This window comes from Acinetobacter yuyunsongii (assembly GCF_041021915.1).
In the GTDB taxonomy this organism is placed as follows: Bacteria; Pseudomonadota; Gammaproteobacteria; order Pseudomonadales; family Moraxellaceae; genus Acinetobacter.
In genome coordinates, this window is sequence record NZ_CP157435.1 from 2,669,155 (window position 1) to 2,688,047 (window position 18,893).

Below are 18,893 nucleotides of genomic sequence, written 5' to 3' on the forward strand. Positions count from 1 at the left end.
TCTGCACCTGCCTATGTCTTTGCAGTCGTGGAATTATTGTGGATCAGCTTGGGTTGTTTTCAAAAGCGTTTGCAAATTAGCAGCTTTTGGTTTTACAAGCCAGAACTTACGACTATAGAAGTCGAACTCATTACGGATTTTGTATGCCCAAGCACTTCCTGTCTCTTGAATATGTTCATCAAGAATACGGAGGAGGTTTTCTTTATGATCTTCCATCGCCTCAGTCGAGATACGATTTAGGTCAATCAGCTCATGGTTGTAGTAGTCTACAAAGTCATTATCAAGGTCAAGTACATAAGCGAAACCGCCTGTCATACCCGCACCAAAGTTATGACCAACTTTACCTAAGACAGTTACCACACCACCTGTCATATATTCACAGCAGTGATCGCCAGCTCCTTCAATGACTGCAAAAGCACCTGAGTTACGAACAGCGAAACGCTCACCCGCAGTACCAGCAGCAAATAACTTACCGCCAGTCGCACCATATAAACAGGTGTTACCAATAATCGCGGTATTTTGCGTTTGGAATGGTGAACCTTTTGGTGGGAAGATCGACACACGACCACCCGCCATACCTTTACCCACGTAATCGTTTGCATCACCTTCAAGTTTGATATGCAAACCACCAGCGTTCCAAACACCAAGTGACTGACCAGCAGTACCTACAAGATTCATGACTACTGGACTGTTTTCCATACCCAAGTTGCCATAACGACGTGCAATTTCACCAGAAATACGCGCACCAATCGAACGGTCACAGTTACCAACGGTGAAGTTAAACGAACCACCTGTACCTGCTTCAATTGCTGGTAACATCTCAGCCACCATTTTCTCAGCTAAAACACCTTTATCAAATGGTGCATTACCTTGAACTTGGCAATACTGAGCTTTGCCTTCAGCAGCAGGATGTGATGTCAATAATGCACTCAGATCAAGATGCGCATGCTTTTCAGTTTCGCCTGGTAAAACCTCAAGCAAATCAACACGACCAATCAAATCTTTGAGTGATGCAACACCTAAAGCAGCCAACCATTCACGTGTTTCTTCAGCAATAAACTTGAAGAAGTTGATCAGCATTTCTGGTTCGCCAATATAATGCTCTTGACGTAAATGGTCTTGCTGTGTTGCGACACCAGTTGCACAGTTATTCAAATGGCAAATACGAAGATATTTACAACCTAACGCGATCATTGGTGTAGAACCGAAACCAAAGCTTTCAGCACCTAAAATTGCTGCTTTGATTACGTCTAGACCTGTTTTTAGACCACCGTCGGTTTGAACACGAACTTTACCACGCAAGTCATTGACACGAAGGGCTTGATGCGCTTCACTCAAACCTAATTCCCAAGGCGAGCCCGCATGGTGAATCGATGAAAGTGGAGATGCTGCTGTACCACCGTCATAACCTGAAATGGTAATAAAGTCAGCGTATGCTTTTGCCACACCTGCCGCAATCGTTCCAACACCTGGCTCTGATACTAGTTTTACCGATACCATCGCTTGAGGATTGACTTGCTTCAAGTCAAAGATCAATTGTGACAAATCTTCAATTGAGTAAATGTCATGATGCGGAGGCGGAGAAATCAAAGTCACACCCGGTACTGAGTAACGTAAACGTGCAATTAAGCCATTCACTTTACCACCTGGTAACTGACCACCTTCACCTGGTTTCGCGCCCTGTGCCACTTTAATCTGCAACACTTCAGCAGAGGTTAAGTACGCAGGAGTTACACCAAAACGACCTGATGCAATCTGTTTGATTTTCGAGTTACGAATCGTACCGTAACGTGCAGGATCTTCACCCCCCTCACCAGAGTTCGAACGACCACCAATCGTATTCATCGCAATTGCAATTGCTTCATGTGCTTCTGGAGATAATGCACCCAAAGACATTCCCGCAGAATCAAAACGAGGTAGAATCTCTTCAATCGTTTCAACTTGATCAATCGCAATCGAATCGGTTGTTTTTAACTTGAATAAGTCACGAATCGTAGCAACTGGACGGTTATTTACTAGCTCAGCATATTCTTTAAAGTCTTGATATTGACCTGAACGAACCGCTTTATGCAATGAGTTAATCACATCAGGGTTGAACGCATGGTACTCTTTACCGAATACGAATTTGAGTAAACCACCCTGATCAATTGGCTTGCGATTTGACCAAGCTGTGCTTGCCAATTTTTTCTGGTCATTTTCTAAATCAGCGAAAGTCGCACCTTGGATACGGCTTGGTACACCAAGGAAACATTTATCCACGACTTCAGATGACAAACCTACTGCTTCAAACAGTTGGCCGCCACGATAAGAAGCAACTGTCGAGATCCCCATTTTAGAAAGTACTTTTAATAGACCTTTCTCAATCCCTTTACGGAAGTTTGCTTGCGCATAAATTGGATCACCCAATAATTCGCCTTTCGCAACCAAATCATTAATCACGTCATAAGCTAAATACGGGTAAATTGCTGTCGCACCAAAACCTAGTAGTACTGCAAATTGATGTGGATCACGTGCGAAACCTGTCTCAACCAAAATATTTGCATCAGTACGTAAACCAACTTGAATTAAGTAATGATGTACTGCACCAGTTACCAATACTGAGTTTGCTGGCAAGAAACCTTCGCGAATATTTTTATCGGTCAAAACGATTAAAGTTTTACCATCACGAACAGCTTGTGCAGCTTCTTCACAAATACGTGCAACTGCGGCTTGTAAACCTTCGGTTTCTGCATAATTCAGATTGATATCAGCAACAGCATAACCCGCACGTTCTTTTTCAACATCACGAAGCTGCTGCATTTTTGAATGTGACAATACAGGGCTTGAAATAATGATGCGGTCAGCGTGTTCAGGACCCTGTTCAAACACATTTTGCTCACGACCCAAACATGTTTCCAATGACATTACGATCGATTCACGTAATGGATCGATTGGTGGGTTAGTCACTTGCGCAAACTGTTGACGGAAATAGTCTGATACATGGCGAACTTGACGAGACAAGACTGCCATTGGCGTATCATCACCCATTGAACCAACAGCTTCCTGACCACTTTCTGCGATTGGACGCAAAATCTGATCACGCTCTTCAAATGTCACCATAAACATTTTTTGAGCCGCTTTTAATGCATCACCAGTTAAACCCTGATCACTCAATTGTTCTTCAAGCTGAGGATCTGCTTTCAAACGAATCGCATGGTCACGCAACCATTCACGATACGGACGCATGTTTTTAAGGTGATTGCTGACATCTTTCGTATCAAGCACTTTGCCTGTCAAAGTATCTACAACTAAAATTTGACCAGGACCAACACGACCTTTAGACACAACATCTTCTGGTTCATAACCCCATACACCAATCTCTGATGCAAGCGTGATGTAATCATTTTTGGTGATCACCCAACGTGCAGGGCGTAAACCATTACGATCCAACATACAAATCGCGTGACGACCATCTTGGATCACAAGACCTGCTGGACCATCCCAAGCTTCCATATGCTTAGAGTTAAATTCATAGAATGCACGTAGATCAGCATCTAAAGTTTCAACATTCTGCCATGCTGGTGGAACCAACATACGAAGTGCACGGAATAAGTCCATTCCGCCACCAACAAGAATTTCAAGCATATTGTCTAGGCTTGATGAATCCGAACCAGTACGGTTTACAATCGGATTTAACTCAGTTAAACCTGGCAGTAATGGATTTTCAAACTTTGGCGTACGAGCCAGTGCCCAGTTACGGTTTGCTGTAATGGTGTTAATTTCACCATTATGCGCAAGATAACGGAATGGCTGAGCCAATGGCCAACGTGGCAAAGTATTGGTTGAGAAACGCTGATGGAATACCACAATATGCGATTTTAGACGTTCATCAGCTAAGTCGGTATAGAAGTCAGCAATTGCTGCTGGCATCATTAAGCCTTTATATGTGATAACAGTTGTTGCAAGTGTGGTCACATAGAATAATGGGTCGTTTTGTAATTGTTGTTCTGCACGGCGACGAGCTAAAAATAACTTGCGGTTAAATTCAACTTCAGTCAAACCCATTGGGCAGTTCACTAAAATTTGTTCAAATGCTGGGAGTGATTGCAATGCAATTTCACCTAAAGCATCATTATTTGTTGGTACAACACGCCATGCCGCAACCGTTAAACCTTCTGCTGCAATTTCTTTATTTAAAATGTTCTTTGCATTTTGAGCTAAAGCAGGGTCAATATTCAAAAATACTGTGCCTGCAGCAAAAATCTCAGTTAGATTACTGCCTAGCTTCTGAGCTTCTTCACGGAAAAATTGTTTTGGCATTGCCAATAACAATCCGCAACCATCTCCTGTTTTACCATCCGCGGCAATACCACCACGGTGCGTCATGCAACTTAAACTGTGAATCGCAGTTTCGACCAGATGATGGCTTGATTCACCCTTCATATGGGCAATCAGACCAAAACCACAGTTATCCTTAAACTCATCAGGCTGATATAAGCCTTGAGCGGGAGCTACAGTATTAGGCGATGGCATGTGCATAGCGTACCCTTCTTTCAACATGGCTCTTTCGAGCAACAAACAATCAATTCATTTTCTGCGATATTGCCGATCAACTCATATAAAGTTCAATGCTTCGCAAAAACATTTTTCCTGGCGGATTTGCAATATACGCCTTTCTTTAAGAAGAAACAGCGTACTCAAGCATATAAAGTGTTTTCAGTTATTACACCTTCACCAATGTTTGTAAAGCACAAAAACTTTCCATTTCACTAAATTAATTGGGTGTTTAGTGTGAAAAAGTGCAATGAGCAGATAAATTAGCACCACAAGGAAGCAAAAAACATACCAATTAATTATAAATTTACTAAATCATTAAAAAAATTAAAATAACCTTAATTTATAATAGGCTAAAGCTATATCTTATCAGGTTTTTTTGCACCAAAATAATTCATTTCGCCTTAAAAAGGCGCTAATAATGTTCAAAATTAGTGCAATACTAATTGAATGGATCTACCACATCGCGTTTAGAAGAATCTGAATTTTCTTTCAATTTTTCAGGGTTTTGTGTTGAAGATTGGCTTTGTTTGACGTTTACCACGTTACCTTGAGCATCACGCTGTGTGACTGTTGTCTGAGTTGCTATTGCAGGATCAACTGCTGGCTTTTCTGAACTAACACCCAAACTGCCTTGTGAAACCACCGCCCCTGCAGCCAACAAACTCTCGTCCACTTTAGGTAGCGCTGCGGGTTTTAACTGAATATCATAAAGCTGATTTGTCGCTGTTTTTAATTCATCAAACCCTAAATCATTCACAAACTCTGCATATTTTGATAATTGCTGGGCTTTAGGTTGCACGGATTGCGGAAGTACCAAATTCAATTGAGCAAACTGACGATTTACTTCCTCCATATTCGGTGACATACCATAAGCAAGAACATATTGTTCTGCCTGATCCTCCCCAGTTAAGCGGAAATAAATAAACTTTTTCCGATCTAATCGACTCAACAAAAAATTTTTAACAATTGCTTCATCTGAACTACGAAAAATTTCCATCGTCCATTTTTGCTGATTTTCTTTAATAAATTTAGTGCCACGAAATTCTGGTGCATGCTCATTAGAAACAACAACTCTGGTTGTTAAATCTAGCGGTTTCACCTCATTAGAAAAGGCACCTAGATGAGCAGTTGCAGTCACTTTTTCAGGTTGAATTTGAACTTCAGTTTTAGCTGGTTGATCTACCTCAACCAAAGCATCTCCATCAGTAACTCCCCAAAAGACCAATGCAGCAATCAAGCATACAATTGCAAGCGTGAGCCAGCTGTATTGTTGAATATTTTGCCAGATTGATCTAGAAATAAGCATATTTTTCTCAATATATTGATTATGAAGATTGGTTCGCAAGAATCGTTTGCTTCATTAAATCCACATCAAAATCTTTGGTAATTATCGCTTGGCCTAACTTTTTAAGTAAAACCAAACGTAATTGGCCATTGAGCACTTTTTTATCATGCGACATATAAGCCAAAAATTCGTCGAGTGGAATCTGTGGACATGATATCGGTAAATGGGCACGTAGAATAATTCTTTTTGTACGCTCAACATCTTCAGCAGATATCCAACCTAGACGGTGTGACAAATCTGCCGCCATGACCATACCTGTTGCAACCGCTTCACCATGTAACCATACCCCATAACCTAGATAGGATTCGATTGCATGCCCAAAAGTATGCCCTAAATTTAGAAGTGCACGCTCGCCCTGCTCTTTTTCATCATTAGCCACAATTTTAGCTTTATGTGCGCATGAGCGATAGACTGCTTCTGCGAGTAAATTCGCATCACGTGCAACAAGCGCATCCATATTCTGTTCTAACCATACTAGAAAATCCACATCACCTAGTAATGCATATTTAATCACTTCAGCCAAACCAGCAGAAAGTTCACGATCTGGTAAAGTATCAAGCTGTGCCATATCCGCTAATACAACTTGAGGTTGCTGAAACGCACCCAACATGTTTTTACCTAAAGGATGATTGATTCCTGTCTTCCCACCCACACTTGAATCAACTTGAGATAATAATGTAGTTGGCACTTGAATAAAATTCACTCCGCGCTGGAAACAAGCTGATGCAAAACCAGCCATATCACCAATGACTCCACCACCTAATGCAAGCACTGTGCAATCACGATTAAAACCTGATTCCAAAAGCGCATCAAAAATTAAATTCAAATGTTCAATGTCTTTAAATTGCTCACCGTCGGGTAAAATACATTGTGCAATCTGTTTATCTAACTGGCGCAATCCATCAACATAATGTTGCAAATATAATGGTGCGACGGTTGTATTGGAAACCAACATCACTTGTCGACCATGAATATATGGCGCTAGCAAATCTCTGGGATTTAAATTACTTCCAATAAAAATAGGATAGCGACGATCACCCAATTCAACATGTAGTGTTTGCATAAAATTAGACCAACAAGAAAATTACTAAATTTGTTTAGATAAAATAAGCTGTAGAATTTTTTGCGCTAAGTCTCGCGCTGCACCCTGATTTGTTTCAACAATAAAATGTGCAACCTCACGATAAAGTGGATCTCGCACAGTTAACAAATCTCTTAATTTCTTTTCTGGGTTTTCTACTTGCAACAATGGACGATTTTTATCGCGATGAGTTCGCTGTAGCTGAAGCTCTACAGGAGTATATAGATAAACAACGATACCCCGCTGTTTTAAAAACTTTCGATTTTCCGATTGTGTTACCGCACCACCACCAGTCGCCAAAACAAGGGCAGAACGTGCAGTTAGGTCATTTAACACATTAGTTTCACGTGCTCGAAAACCAGATTCACCCTCTTTTTCAAAAATCCAAGGGATTGTAGCACCTGTTTTACGCTCAATTTCATGATCACTATCAATGAATTCACGCCCCAACAATTCTGCTAAATGTCGACCGACTGTTGTTTTCCCTGCCCCCATTGGCCCTACCAAATAAATATTTGGTAGGGTTTCAAACGCTTTGCCTTGCAACGCGCCACCTATATTAATTGCGATTATTCAAAATATATTAATGATTTCTCGTCAAAGTGTCATTAACAATTCTCGGGGTCACAAAAATAAGTAGTTCGCGTTTATTTTCAGTTTTTGAATCACGACGGAATAATTTCCCAACATAGGGTAAATCTCCCAAGAATGGTACTTTAGTTTGTTTGTTTAGATTTTCTTGTTCAAAAATACCGCCCAATACCACCGTTTCACCATTATTAACCAAGACATTAGTATTCACCATGTTTTTATTAAAATAGAATTGTCCTTGAGGGGTTACACCAGCAATACTATCTTTCTTAATATCAAGATTCATTTGAACCTTTCCATCTGGTGTAATACTCGGCGTTACATCTAAACTTAATACCACATCTTTAAATTCGATTTTCGGCGTAGCATTTGCCCCAGTACCCGTTGAGGATGAAAAAGGAACTTGAGAACCTGACTCAATTTTTGCAGTTTGTTTATCCGCAGTCATAACTTTAGGCGTTGAAATCACTTCGCCATAACCATCCGCCTGAACCGCAGACAGTTCTAAATCCAGCATAAAATCAGACAGACTAATTAAACCAAAAGCAATACGACTCGCACCTACTGCTGTTGCACCCAAATCAACATTCAGGTTATCAGGGCGTTCAATCGTATATTTATAACCACCTGTTTCGGAATCTTTTTCTGGTTCACGCAGGTTCCACAAAGTGGTATCGCTACCGCCCACCAACAAATTACTATTATTGGTAATACCCTGAGAAAGCACGCCCCACTTCACCCCCATCTCTTTGGTAAAGTCAGTACTTGCACTGACAATACGTGCCTCAATCATTACCTGCTTAACTGATACATCCAGCAAATCGACCATTTTACGAATTTGATCAATTTTTTGTGACGTGTCATTAATAATCAGTGTATTCGTGCGAGGGTCTGTAGAAATCGTACCACGAGGACTCAATAAACTCCCAACACTATCACCTAAAGGATCATTAGGCGAAGCATTTTGAGTTATCGTATTTCCACCTGAATTATTAGTCTTATTTTTACCTTGGGTAATTAATTTCTCAAGATCAGTAGCTTTCGCATAACTTAAACGAATATATTCAGTTTGTAATGGAGCTAGTTTTACACTTTGTGCAATTGCTTTTGCTTCCTCTTCTTCTGACTTAATTAACTCAGAAACTGGTGCAATCCAGATTACATTGCCATTTCGGCGTTTGTCTAAATTCTTTGTTTTAAGCACAATATCTAAAGCTTGATCCCAAGGAACATCTTTCAGACGTAAAGTAATGTTCCCTTGTACAGTATCAGCAGCAACCAGGTTTATGCCGGTGAAATCAGCCAACAGCTGCAAGACTCGACGTACTTCTATATCCTGAAAGTCTAATGAAATTTTATTCCCAGTATAGACTTGGGCTTTAGCTTTCGGAGAAGATTTATCTTCTGGACGCTTAAGACTAATCGTTAATTTATTTTCCGCTTGGTAAGCCATATATTCATAACTACCAGCAGACTGAATGGTGATCACACCATTTCCTTTATCATTATAAGCATCTACACTTGCGACAGGTGTAGCAAAATCATTGGTATTTAGACGACGCGCCAAATGGGCTGGAATTTTGTTCCCCATTGTTCGCACCACAATCTTACTACCTTGCTGCTGTACATCGACAGGTGTGTTATTTCCCAACAGGTCAATAGCAACCAACCCCTCGCCATCCTTACCGCGCTGGAAACCAATATTTGATACACCTTGCTGTGATTGTCTGACAACCGTAGCATTACGAACAGCGTTTACTGGTTGAACTGCATTTATTTTAAGAATAAACGTGTTCCCTTCAACACGTGTCGTAAATGCTCCTGCTTCCTTTAAATTAACAACTAGACGTGAACGCTGATCATCAGCTGCAACATCAATTGTTGATGCTTCATTAGTTGATACTGGTATTGATGCCTGTTTCAAATTTTGTTGCGTTTTATCAAAATCTAAAATCAATCGAGAGGGTTGTTCCAATTGATAAGCCTGTGGCTGTGGAGGCAAACCGTTAAACATAATACGGATTTCTGTACCTTGGTCAGCCAAACTCATTGGAACAATATTCGTCATACTCACTTGTGCAGATGCAACTTGCATAATCGCAATCGCCACGGCACCCATTGAAAATTGACGGAATGCATGATTCATGGTCTTAACTTCCCCAAATAAAGAACTTTTTAACTGCTTTTTCATTGTTATTCCCTTAATCTTAGGATACCGGCCCAATTAAAACGAGTGTGCGTGGTCTTTCTACATAACCATCTCGTCCATCTGGCACAATTTCTATTAAATCAATTTGTGTAGGGCTAATTTTAACTACACGCCCTTGATTCATCCCCAAATAGCTACCAACCTGTATACGCTCAATTTGTTTATCTGGCGTTTGGATTAAAGCAATTGTTTCATTCATTTTACCTCGCATACTTCCTTTCATGTTTAATGCTTCTAAAGCATAACTTTCTAAAGGTTGAGGTTGACGATTCAAATTAGGATAAACCCGCTTCCCAGCCATAATTTTTAATTCAGCAGCCAATGAACTCGGCATAAATGGGCTTTTTAGTTGATGTGCTGAATAGTTAAATAATGGCACAGGTGTGAACACAGGTGCTGGCTCAATCGATAAGGGTGGTTGATTACGAATATCTGCCATTTGTTGATTTACAGTATCAATACGTGAATCGCAGCCAACCAAACCAATACTAATCAATAAACCGCATAGTATTTTATAATTATTCATTAGTGCTGCCCCTCTTGAACTTTTGAGGTCGTATTTTTAGCTGGTTGAGCAGATTGTTCCTTTTGGAGTTTAGCCTGTTCATCTGCACCAATATAACGATATGTTTTTGCATTAATTGAATAATTAATTATAGGAATATCAGACTTTTTCTGAGTATCTTCTTTTGCTTCAACCGTAAAATCATGCAGGGTCACAATACGTGGCAGGGCGGCAATCCCTGTAACAAAAGCACCAAAGGCGTGATAATCACCTGTAGCTTCGATACTAATGGGCTGCTCAATAAAAAACTCTTGCTTTACTTCATTTTCTAAGCGGATATTTTTAAACTTTAATCCAGAGTTCACACCAGTTAAATTAATATCTTCAACTAAACTTGGAATTTCAGTTTCTTTCGGTAGTTGTTCTAATTGTTGATTGAAATTTGCTTCCATTTCTTGTAATTGAGCTTGGTATTGCTGCAAATTACGTAATTTAGAATCCTTTTCCCTAAACTCATTTAACAAACTTTGCTCTTGTGCTTGAGCATTTGCAATATCATCAAGTTGGCCTCTAATTACGACAAAATACCCTAGAGCGAGCACTACCAAAAAAACAAAAATCCAACAGGTAATTTTTACAGAAAGTGGCCACCCTCCATAATTATTCATATCCAATGTATTAAATTCTTGAAAAAATTGCTCTAATGTCATTTTTTTCTTTTTCGAAGCAACAATCTCTTGATCAAATTCGTTTAAATCTTCTTGGCTCATTTCACCACCCCCGATCCTGATGCAACTGCTTCTAAAGTTGGGTCAGCCTCAACTGTTGTGCCTATTTCTCCCAAATCAACAGTTACCACAAAACTTCCATAGTTTTCTTCAACTCGAGGAACTAAAGAGCTTGTTGTTTTATCTTTTTTATCATCTGCCGCCAAGAAAGAATTCATAAACGCATTACGATACCAAGGTGAAGCTTCTAGATTTCTTAAAAGCTCAGCAACGGTGTTTGGACTTTCTGCTTTACCCTCAATGGTAAATTTATCACCTGTACGGGTAAATTTTGTCAAATACATTGTAGGTGGTGTTACTCGCACTAGCTCATCAACTAAACGCACTGCAATAGGACGCTGTCCCTGTAAGCCTTGAATCAACTTCATACGCTCAATAATTGCATTACGTCGTTCTTGCAAACCATCTAATGACTTAAGTTGAGTATCTAAATTCTGATTAGTACTTACAATTAACTGATTTGCCTGTTCTTGATCATTCAACTTATGGTCAAAGTACATCCAGCCAGAAAAAACTGATACTACGCCTAATGCTGCTACCCCAGCACAAAATGCAACGAACTGTTTCTTTTTTTGTTCTCTTAGCTCATCACGCCAAGGGAGTAAGTTAATCTTTGCCATTAATCAAAACTCCTCAATGCTAAACCACATGCAACCATCAATGAGGAAGCATCATTTTCAATTTTTTTAATATCAATTTGCGGAGAAAAGCCCATTTGTAAGAATGGATTGGAAATGGTGACGCGATAACCTAGTTTTTGTTGTAACAACTTGGCTAAACCAGGAATATTGGCATTACCACCTGCCAATAAAATATGGTCAATCTCATTGAATTGTGATGATGAAAAGAAAAACTGAAGTGAGCGAGCTGCCTGTTGAACTACGGCATCTAAAAAGGGTTCGAGCACTTCCGTATCATAGTCGTCAGGCAGTGTTCTTTCTTTTTTCGCACGCCCAGCCTCTTCAAAAGACAAACCGTAACGGCTCTGAACATCCTGGGTTAGCTGTCGACCACCAAATACCTGTTCACGTGTATAGATAATTTTACCTTTCTGCATGACAGATAAGGTGGTCATAGTATGACCAATATCTAAAATACCAACTGTGTTTGCACCCATTGGCAAAGTATCTGCGAATACACTGAAAGCACGTTCCATGGCATAACTTTCAACATCAGCAATTTTTGCAGATAAATTAGCCAGCTCAAGAACTTCTACACGTGTGTCAACATTTTCTGTACGCGTTGCCACTAACAATACATTTACACGATTTGGGTTTGCTAATTTGTCAGATAAGACTTCAAAATCTAGACTTACTTCATCCAATGGGAACGGAATGTATTGCTCAGCATCCATACGAATTTGAACTTCTCGTTCATCGGCTGTCATATCCGCATCCATTTCAATGATTTTATTAATCACCATTGAAGTTGGCACAGCTATAGCAACATTCCTCGTATGCGGATTAGCAAGGTTAACGACTCTTTCAAGCGCGTCACCAACTGCTTCTGGATTGATGATGCTTTTTTCTACGACACTGTTTTCAGGCAGTGGCATCACAGCATAGCTTTCAACCCAATATCTACCGTTCTTTACAGAGAGCTCCAATAACTTAACAGTTGTCGAACTAATATCGACACCCACTAACCCCTTATTTGGTTTACGATATAACCTGAGCACAGTACATTCCTATTTATTTTTTTATCCCCAAAAATACAACTCACTAATTTGTTTTGGTCTTTAATTGATACGGATACAATATCTCATCTAACAATCCGTAAGGCTAAAGGATATACTGACCATAATTAGTTTGCCATTCGCTCTTATTAAAACTTACTTATTATGAAAAAGCTATCCAGTTCTGGTATTGTTCGTCCATTTTTTTTGATGCTTATTATTATATTAGTCTCACTTCCAATGGGATTTTATGGCATGTATCTCTATCTAGCACCCTCTTTGCCTGATATGAGTTCATTAAAAAAGGCACCTTTACTAAAACCATTGCAAGTTTACACGGCAGATAATAAGTTAATTGCAGAATATGGCGGCAAACTTTCCATTCCAGTGAAATACGAACAGATTCCACCAGCGTTTATTCATGCATTTCTAGCAGCAGAAGATTCGTCATTTTTTGAACATAATGGGATTAGTTTTAAGGGCTTGGGGCGAGCACTAACAGAATCTATTACAGGGTCAGATGTACAAACTGGTGGTTCAACCATTACCATGCAGGTAGCAAAAAACTATTATTTGAGTCCAGAACGAACACTTAAACGCAAACTAACTGAAGTTTTTCTCGCTCGCAAAATCGAGCAAAATCTCACCAAACAAGAAATTCTAAGCTCATACGTCAATAAGATCTTCTTAGGCAAAAATGCTTACGGAATTGCTGCAGCTGCACAAATCTATTACAACAAAAATATTAATCAACTTACCATTGCGCAAATGGCAATGATTGCAGGATTACCGAAAGCACCATCAAAATACAACCCTGTCGTCAATCCTGAACGCGCGCTTGAACGCCGGAATTGGATTTTAGGGCGTATGCTACAACTTGGCTATATTAATCAGAGTCAATATCAAAAAGCTGTTGCTGAGCCAATCAACCTGAATATGATTGATCGCTCTGTCAGTAATATTTTCCCGTACGTCGGCGAAATGGTTCGTTCAGAATTGGTTGAAAACTTTGGCGAGCAAGCAATTGATTCAGGATATAAGGTATATACGACGATTGATAGTAACCGCCAACGTTACGCTGAAGAATCAATTCAAGACGGTTTAGAAGCCTATGATCGTCGCCATGGTTGGCGTGGACCAGAAGCACATGACAAACCTCTTAACCAGTTTGTCCCATATGCAAATACCTATCCAGCACAAGTCATAAAAGTGAATAACAATTCTTTTGATGCTTTGATGCAAGATGGCTCAACAGTTACGGTAAATTGGGCAGGCATGTCATGGGTTCGCCCTTATCGGAATGCGAACAGCGTAGGCGGCGCTATGTCGAATGCTTCACAAATCGTTAAAGTGAAAGATATTATTCGATTACGTCCCAATGAAAACAAAACCGTTTGGTCTTTAGTACAGGTTCCTAAAGTTCAAGGTCAATTGATTGCATTGAATCCAAATGATGGCTCCATAGAAGCTGTTGTTGGCGGCTATAGTTTTTATCAATCGAAGTTTAACCGTGCGTTACAAGGGTGGAGACAACCAGGTTCAACTATTAAACCATTTGTTTATGCATTGGCACTTGAACGTGGCATGACACCTTATAGCATGGTGAACGATAGCCCCATCAGTATTGGTAAATGGTCTCCAAAAAACTCCGATGGACGTTACTTAGGCATGATTCCTTTACGTCGTGCATTATATTTGTCAAGGAATACGGTTTCTGTCCGTTTATTACAAACTGTGGGAATTGAACGCACACGCCAACTATTTATGGATTTTGGATTACAAGAAGATCAAATTCCTCGTAACTACACAATCGCATTAGGAACACCTCAAGTACTCCCTGTGCAAATGGCTACAGGCTATGCCACTTTTGCAAATGGTGGTTATCGCATTCAGCCCCATTTTATTAAACGAATAGAAGATGCATCAGGCAAAGTAATTTATGAAGCAAATCCAGAATACGCTTGTATCCCTTGTATTAGTGATCCAAATGCCTATGCAACAGCCGATGCTATTCAAGAGCAAGATGCTGTAAATGAAATCACCAATGAAACTTTAGATGATGTATCTGCCGCATCTGAAACTGTTACATCTAACTCTCAAACAGCCGCAACGACAAATAGTAATTATCGCCAAGCGCAACGCATTTTAAAATCTAGCTCAGCTTATGATATGGCTAATATTTTACGCGATGTGATTCAGCATGGTACTGGACGAGCAGCACTTAAAATCGGTCGTAACGATTTAGGTGGAAAAACAGGAACAACCAATGATGCCAAAGATGCATGGTTTGCAGGTTTTAATGGAAAATTAGTTGCAATCGCCTGGGTTGGTTTTGATCAACCTCGTACACTCGGTCGACGTGAATATGGCGGAGTTGCTGCTTTACCAATTTGGACGAATTTCATGGCGAATTCGCTTAAAGATACGCCATCAGCGTGGGTACATTTCGATAAAGACGCAAAAGATCCAATTTCATTCGACAAATTACAACTGGAGAAAAATGAAGGGCAAAAAGAATATCGTGCTTCCCCACCGTTGGCACGCCCACTTTATCGTCCTGCTCCTGGTGCACCAACTCGCTCCGCGCAAACTGACTTCTCAGATTTACCAGATACAGCACCATCTGATGAAGAGCAAATTATTGTTCCAACAATGGAAACAGCATCACCCCAAAAAGAACATGATGGTATTGAAAATTTAATTAATAATATTCAATAAGTAAATTTAAAAGAAGCCATCAAATTGATGGCTTCTTTCTTTTTTGGAATACATAAATTTGAAAAGCGGCTGTCACTAAGAAATGCTGTTCTTGTTCTAAAATCATTCTTCGTTCAGGATTCGCTTTATAAGCATAAGGTGTCATAGCAATCAAATTTTTTAGCGCTTGTTGATCTAACTCGATTGCACTCTCGACAAGTTGTTGTTGCTGTAATTCAAATTGACCATCTAGCTGTTCTAAAAATTTTTCTGGTTCGTGTAAATTTACTTGCTCAAATAAAGCTTCACGCAACCTATAGAGATGTCGAGGTGCAGGTGTCACCACAATCAGATGACCATTCTCTTGAAGAACACGTGTGATCTCTTCTTGTGGAATTGGACTAAATAAACTAGTACATACGTCGATTGAATGATCCTGTACGGGCAATGTTGCACCCGTCCCAACAACCCAAGTGACTTTAGAGTTGAGTTTTGCAGCCCGTTGTACAGCTGTTTTAGCAATATCCACACCTATACAGTGTTGAGTATGCGCTTGCATCGCACTGGTGTAATAACCTTCACCACAACCAATATCTAAAATAGTTTTCGGCCTGAGCCGCTGCAACAGCTCAACAATCGCCTGCTGTAACGGCTGATAAGCACCTGTTTGCAAAAATTCACGACGAGCCAATACAGACTCTGCAGTATCCCCTGGTGTCTTACTATGCTTATGCTGTACGACATGCAGATTGACATAACCTTGTTTGGCGACATCATAATGATGGCCTTTTTCACAACGCCAAGAACGCTCAACCAAATTCAATGATTGGCGACAAACAGGACACATCAATAAATTCATCTATTTTCTCCAAACATAAAAAAAACTGGTGATCACCAGCTTCTTTTTGAATCATGGTTTAACGCAACTTTAGGGTCATTAAGCCTAACACAACAAGGAAAATGGTAATAATCCAAAAACGAATAACAACCTGTGTTTCCTTCCAACCTTGTTTTTCATAATGATGGTGTAAAGGCGCCATCAAGAAAACGCGCTTATTCCGCATTCGTAATGAACCAATTTGTAAAAACACAGAAACGGCTTCCATTACGAATACACCACCCATAATCGCAAAAACGATTTCTTGGCGAACCATAACAGCAATTGTACCCAGCATCGCACCTAGTGCCAAAGCCCCGACATCACCCATGAATACTTGAGCAGGATGCGCATTATACCAAAGGAAAGCCAAGCCTGCGCCAACCATGGCTGAACACACCACCACCAGTTCAGAGGTATATTTTACATAGGAAATATGCAAATAATTGGCAAACCGAATATCACCTGATAAATAGGCAAATACACCCAAACCTGCTGCAACCATGACAATTGGCATAATTGCCAATCCATCCAATCCATCCGTCAGGTTGACTGCATTTGACGCCCCATTAATCACTAAATAAGTGAAAACAATAAATGCTAAACCAAACGGCACCGCTGAAAGTGGAATGGAGAGATTCTTAAAGAATGGAATCAGCAAATCTAGCATATTTGCAGTATTCATTGGATTATCTTGTTGCTTTGCAATTAGATATAAAGCAATACCAGCACCTAATGATGCCACAGAAGTCCAAAAGAATTTTTTACGTGCAGGTAAACCAGCATTATCTTTATAACGAACTTTAATCCAGTCATCTGCCCAACCAACAGCACCAAAGACCACCATAACACCCAATACAATCCAAACATAAGGATTTGATAAATCAGCCCATAATAAGGTACTAATACCAATTGAGAGCAGAATTAAGATCCCACCCATCGTTGGTGTTCCCATCTTCTTCGCATGATTTTCAGGAGCAAATGAGCTTACTGCCTGACCATATTTTAAGGCTTGTAATTTACGGATCATCACAGGCCCTAAAGCCAAGCCAATGGTCAAAGCAGTTAATACACTCAACAAAGAGCGTAATGTTAAATAACGAACCACTTGGAAAGAGCTGTTATAGCCTGCCAATTGTTCAAATAACCATAACAACATTTAAATCTTCTCCATCAAGTCAGCCATCAACGTTTCCATATGGGTATAGCGAGAACCTTTAAATAGGAAACTCATGTGCTGGGGTTGATGTGTCTCTACTAAACTCATTAAAAATGACAAAGCTTGCCCCTGATTCAGAAAAGCTTGTAATTTTTTACCGTATTGTGTGCTTCTTGCACCTTCTTGAGTGGCAGGTGAGAATTCACCCACTGCAACTACAAAATGAATACCTTGCATCGAAACCAAATCTCGGCCCAACAAATAATGTTGTTGCGCTGCTGTACTTCCAAGCTCACCAATATCCCCGATTACCATCACTTTAATGCCCATTTGTTGAGCAAGAACTTCTGCTGCTGCACGCATTGAAGTTGGATTGGCATTATAAGTATCATCAATGAATAAGTGATTTTGGTGTTGAATAAAATTCAGACGCCCTTTGGCACCCTGTGCTTGTTCTAAGCCTTGTACAACATCATCAAGCGCAATCCCAATTGCCAAGGCAAATGCTGTTGCAGCAGTTGCATTTTGCACATTATGAGCACCTGCAAACGGTAGATCTACTGTACGGATACCCTGTGGAGTATGTAAATTGAATTTCGCTGATTGAGGATGTAATTCAACCTCTGTCGCAAACACATCGCCACCATCACCAAAACTCAACATTGAATGAGCTTGAGCATTTTCACGAATAGTCGCCGTAAAGTCATCATCAGCGGGAACAACCGATACTCCGTCAGGCAAAATATGCGAATAGATTTCTGATTTAGCGCGACAAATGCCCTCACGGCCACCAAATTCACCCAAATGCGCTGTACCAATATTCAAAATCCCCGCCACATGTGGCTGCACCAGATTCGAGGTGTAATCAATTTCACCTTGGTGACTGGCACCCAACTCCATCACAGCATATTGATGCTCCTGACGCAGTTCCAGCAACATCATCGGCACACCCAAATCATTATTCAGGTTGCCACGCGTGATCAGGGTTGGTGCTAAACGGGATAAAATACTACCTAACATTTCTTTCGTGGTGGTTTTACCACTACTGCCTGTTAAAGCAATCACTTTCAACTGTGGATTTTGCTGACGGCGATAGGCTCCAAGATGCCCTAAAGCCAAACGTGTATCTTTAACGACGAGTTGTGCAATATCTGCATCGACAGGATGCTCTACGATGGCAATCTCACAACCTTGCGTCGCCACTTGTGCTACAAAATTATGAGCATCAAAGCGCTCACCTTTTAAAGCAAGAAAAACATCTCCAGCTTCAGCATGACGAGAGTCAGTCAAAATACGCTTAATTTCGCTTTGTGGAATCTTATGATTATGCCATTCACCTTGAGTCGCTTGTTGTAATTGCTCTGCTGTCCAAGGTTCTAGTGGAACGGTGCTGGTTGTTGAAGTATGCATACGCTTTATTTACCTTTTAA

The 18,893-nt window shown here is 40.2% G+C and carries 13 protein-coding genes; 1 reads left to right on the plus strand and 12 read right to left on the minus strand.

Annotated features, from left to right (window positions below):
* Positions 1-33: 33 nt before the first annotated feature.
* The 9 genes from gltB to ABLB98_RS12865 form a co-directional block, all read right to left on the minus strand.
* Positions 34-4,512, minus strand: coding sequence for a glutamate synthase large subunit (gene gltB, locus ABLB98_RS12825; RefSeq protein WP_348882393.1), 4,479 nt, complete (start codon positions 4,510-4,512; stop codon positions 34-36).
* A gap of 463 nt (positions 4,513-4,975) precedes the next feature.
* Entirely contained in the window at positions 4,976-5,842 is an 867-nt protein-coding gene (locus ABLB98_RS12830) for a hypothetical protein (RefSeq protein ID WP_348882394.1), read from the minus strand.
* A 19-nt stretch (positions 5,843-5,861) separates the two neighbouring features.
* The gene (aroB, locus tag ABLB98_RS12835; RefSeq protein ID WP_004660157.1) at positions 5,862-6,944 is read right to left on the minus strand and encodes a 3-dehydroquinate synthase; all 1,083 of its coding nucleotides are present in this window, start codon (positions 6,942-6,944) and stop codon (positions 5,862-5,864) included.
* Between the two features lie 24 nt (positions 6,945-6,968).
* Positions 6,969-7,535 carry a shikimate kinase AroK gene (aroK, locus tag ABLB98_RS12840; RefSeq protein WP_087535970.1) on the minus strand — a complete coding sequence of 189 codons (567 nt, stop codon included), beginning with the start codon at positions 7,533-7,535 and terminating at the stop codon, positions 6,969-6,971.
* 10 nt (positions 7,536-7,545) lie between these two features.
* Complete coding sequence (gene pilQ, locus ABLB98_RS12845) at positions 7,546-9,699, minus strand: type IV pilus secretin PilQ (RefSeq protein WP_348882409.1); 2,154 nt, start codon at positions 9,697-9,699, stop codon at positions 7,546-7,548.
* A 61-nt stretch (positions 9,700-9,760) separates the two neighbouring features.
* Positions 9,761-10,288: a pilus assembly protein PilP gene (locus tag ABLB98_RS12850; protein WP_249570974.1), complete on the minus strand. Its 528-nt coding sequence runs from the start codon at positions 10,286-10,288 to the stop codon at positions 9,761-9,763.
* Positions 10,288-11,037 carry a type 4a pilus biogenesis protein PilO gene (locus tag ABLB98_RS12855; RefSeq protein WP_348882395.1) on the minus strand — a complete coding sequence of 250 codons (750 nt, stop codon included), beginning with the start codon at positions 11,035-11,037 and terminating at the stop codon, positions 10,288-10,290. Before ABLB98_RS12855 ends, ABLB98_RS12850 begins: the two co-directional genes overlap by 1 nt.
* Entirely contained in the window at positions 11,034-11,675 is a 642-nt protein-coding gene (locus ABLB98_RS12860) for a PilN domain-containing protein (RefSeq protein WP_348882396.1), read from the minus strand. Before ABLB98_RS12860 ends, ABLB98_RS12855 begins: the two co-directional genes overlap by 4 nt.
* Positions 11,675-12,733, minus strand: coding sequence for a pilus assembly protein PilM (locus ABLB98_RS12865; RefSeq protein ID WP_348882397.1), 1,059 nt, complete (start codon positions 12,731-12,733; stop codon positions 11,675-11,677). The genes ABLB98_RS12860 and ABLB98_RS12865 overlap by 1 nt, the downstream gene beginning before the upstream one ends.
* 162 nt (positions 12,734-12,895) lie before the next feature.
* On the opposite strand from ABLB98_RS12865, the gene ponA reads away from it, so the two are divergent.
* Entirely contained in the window at positions 12,896-15,448 is a 2,553-nt protein-coding gene (ponA, locus tag ABLB98_RS12870) for a penicillin-binding protein PBP1a (protein ID WP_348882398.1), read from the plus strand.
* A 19-nt stretch (positions 15,449-15,467) separates the two neighbouring features.
* On the opposite strand, the gene ABLB98_RS12875 is transcribed toward ponA, so the two are convergent.
* The 3 genes from ABLB98_RS12875 to murF are packed head-to-tail and all read right to left on the minus strand — an operon-like array spanning position 15,468 to position 18,873.
* Complete coding sequence (locus ABLB98_RS12875) at positions 15,468-16,286, minus strand: putative RNA methyltransferase (protein ID WP_348882399.1); 819 nt, start codon at positions 16,284-16,286, stop codon at positions 15,468-15,470.
* 58 nt (positions 16,287-16,344) lie between these two features.
* The gene (gene mraY / locus ABLB98_RS12880; protein ID WP_004660135.1) at positions 16,345-17,463 is read right to left on the minus strand and encodes a phospho-N-acetylmuramoyl-pentapeptide-transferase; all 1,119 of its coding nucleotides are present in this window, start codon (positions 17,461-17,463) and stop codon (positions 16,345-16,347) included.
* A complete protein-coding gene (gene murF, locus ABLB98_RS12885; protein WP_348882400.1) occupies positions 17,464-18,873 on the minus strand; it encodes a UDP-N-acetylmuramoyl-tripeptide--D-alanyl-D-alanine ligase in 1,410 nt (469 codons plus the stop codon).
* Between the last annotated feature and the right edge of the window lie 20 nt (positions 18,874-18,893).

Excerpts from the sequence above, each read along its gene's own strand:
- gltB (WP_348882393.1), bottom strand. The coding sequence starts at position 4,512 with ATGCCATCGCCTAATACTGTAGCTCCCGCTCAAGGCTTATATCAGCCT.
- ABLB98_RS12855 (WP_348882395.1), bottom strand. The coding sequence starts at position 11,037 with ATGAGCCAAGAAGATTTAAACGAATTTGATCAAGAGATTGTTGCTTCG.
- ABLB98_RS12875 (WP_348882399.1), bottom strand. The coding sequence starts at position 16,286 with ATGAATTTATTGATGTGTCCTGTTTGTCGCCAATCATTGAATTTGGTT.
- ABLB98_RS12860 (WP_348882396.1), bottom strand. The coding sequence starts at position 11,675 with ATGGCAAAGATTAACTTACTCCCTTGGCGTGATGAGCTAAGAGAACAA.
- ABLB98_RS12850 (WP_249570974.1), bottom strand. The coding sequence starts at position 10,288 with ATGAATAATTATAAAATACTATGCGGTTTATTGATTAGTATTGGTTTG.
- mraY (WP_004660135.1), bottom strand. The coding sequence starts at position 17,463 with ATGTTGTTATGGTTATTTGAACAATTGGCAGGCTATAACAGCTCTTTC.
- ABLB98_RS12830 (WP_348882394.1), bottom strand. The coding sequence starts at position 5,842 with ATGCTTATTTCTAGATCAATCTGGCAAAATATTCAACAATACAGCTGG.
- pilQ (WP_348882409.1), bottom strand. The coding sequence starts at position 9,699 with ATGAATCATGCATTCCGTCAATTTTCAATGGGTGCCGTGGCGATTGCG.
- aroB (WP_004660157.1), bottom strand. The coding sequence starts at position 6,944 with ATGCAAACACTACATGTTGAATTGGGTGATCGTCGCTATCCTATTTTT.
- murF (WP_348882400.1), bottom strand. The coding sequence starts at position 18,873 with ATGCATACTTCAACAACCAGCACCGTTCCACTAGAACCTTGGACAGCA.
- ponA (WP_348882398.1), top strand. The coding sequence starts at position 12,896 with ATGAAAAAGCTATCCAGTTCTGGTATTGTTCGTCCATTTTTTTTGATG.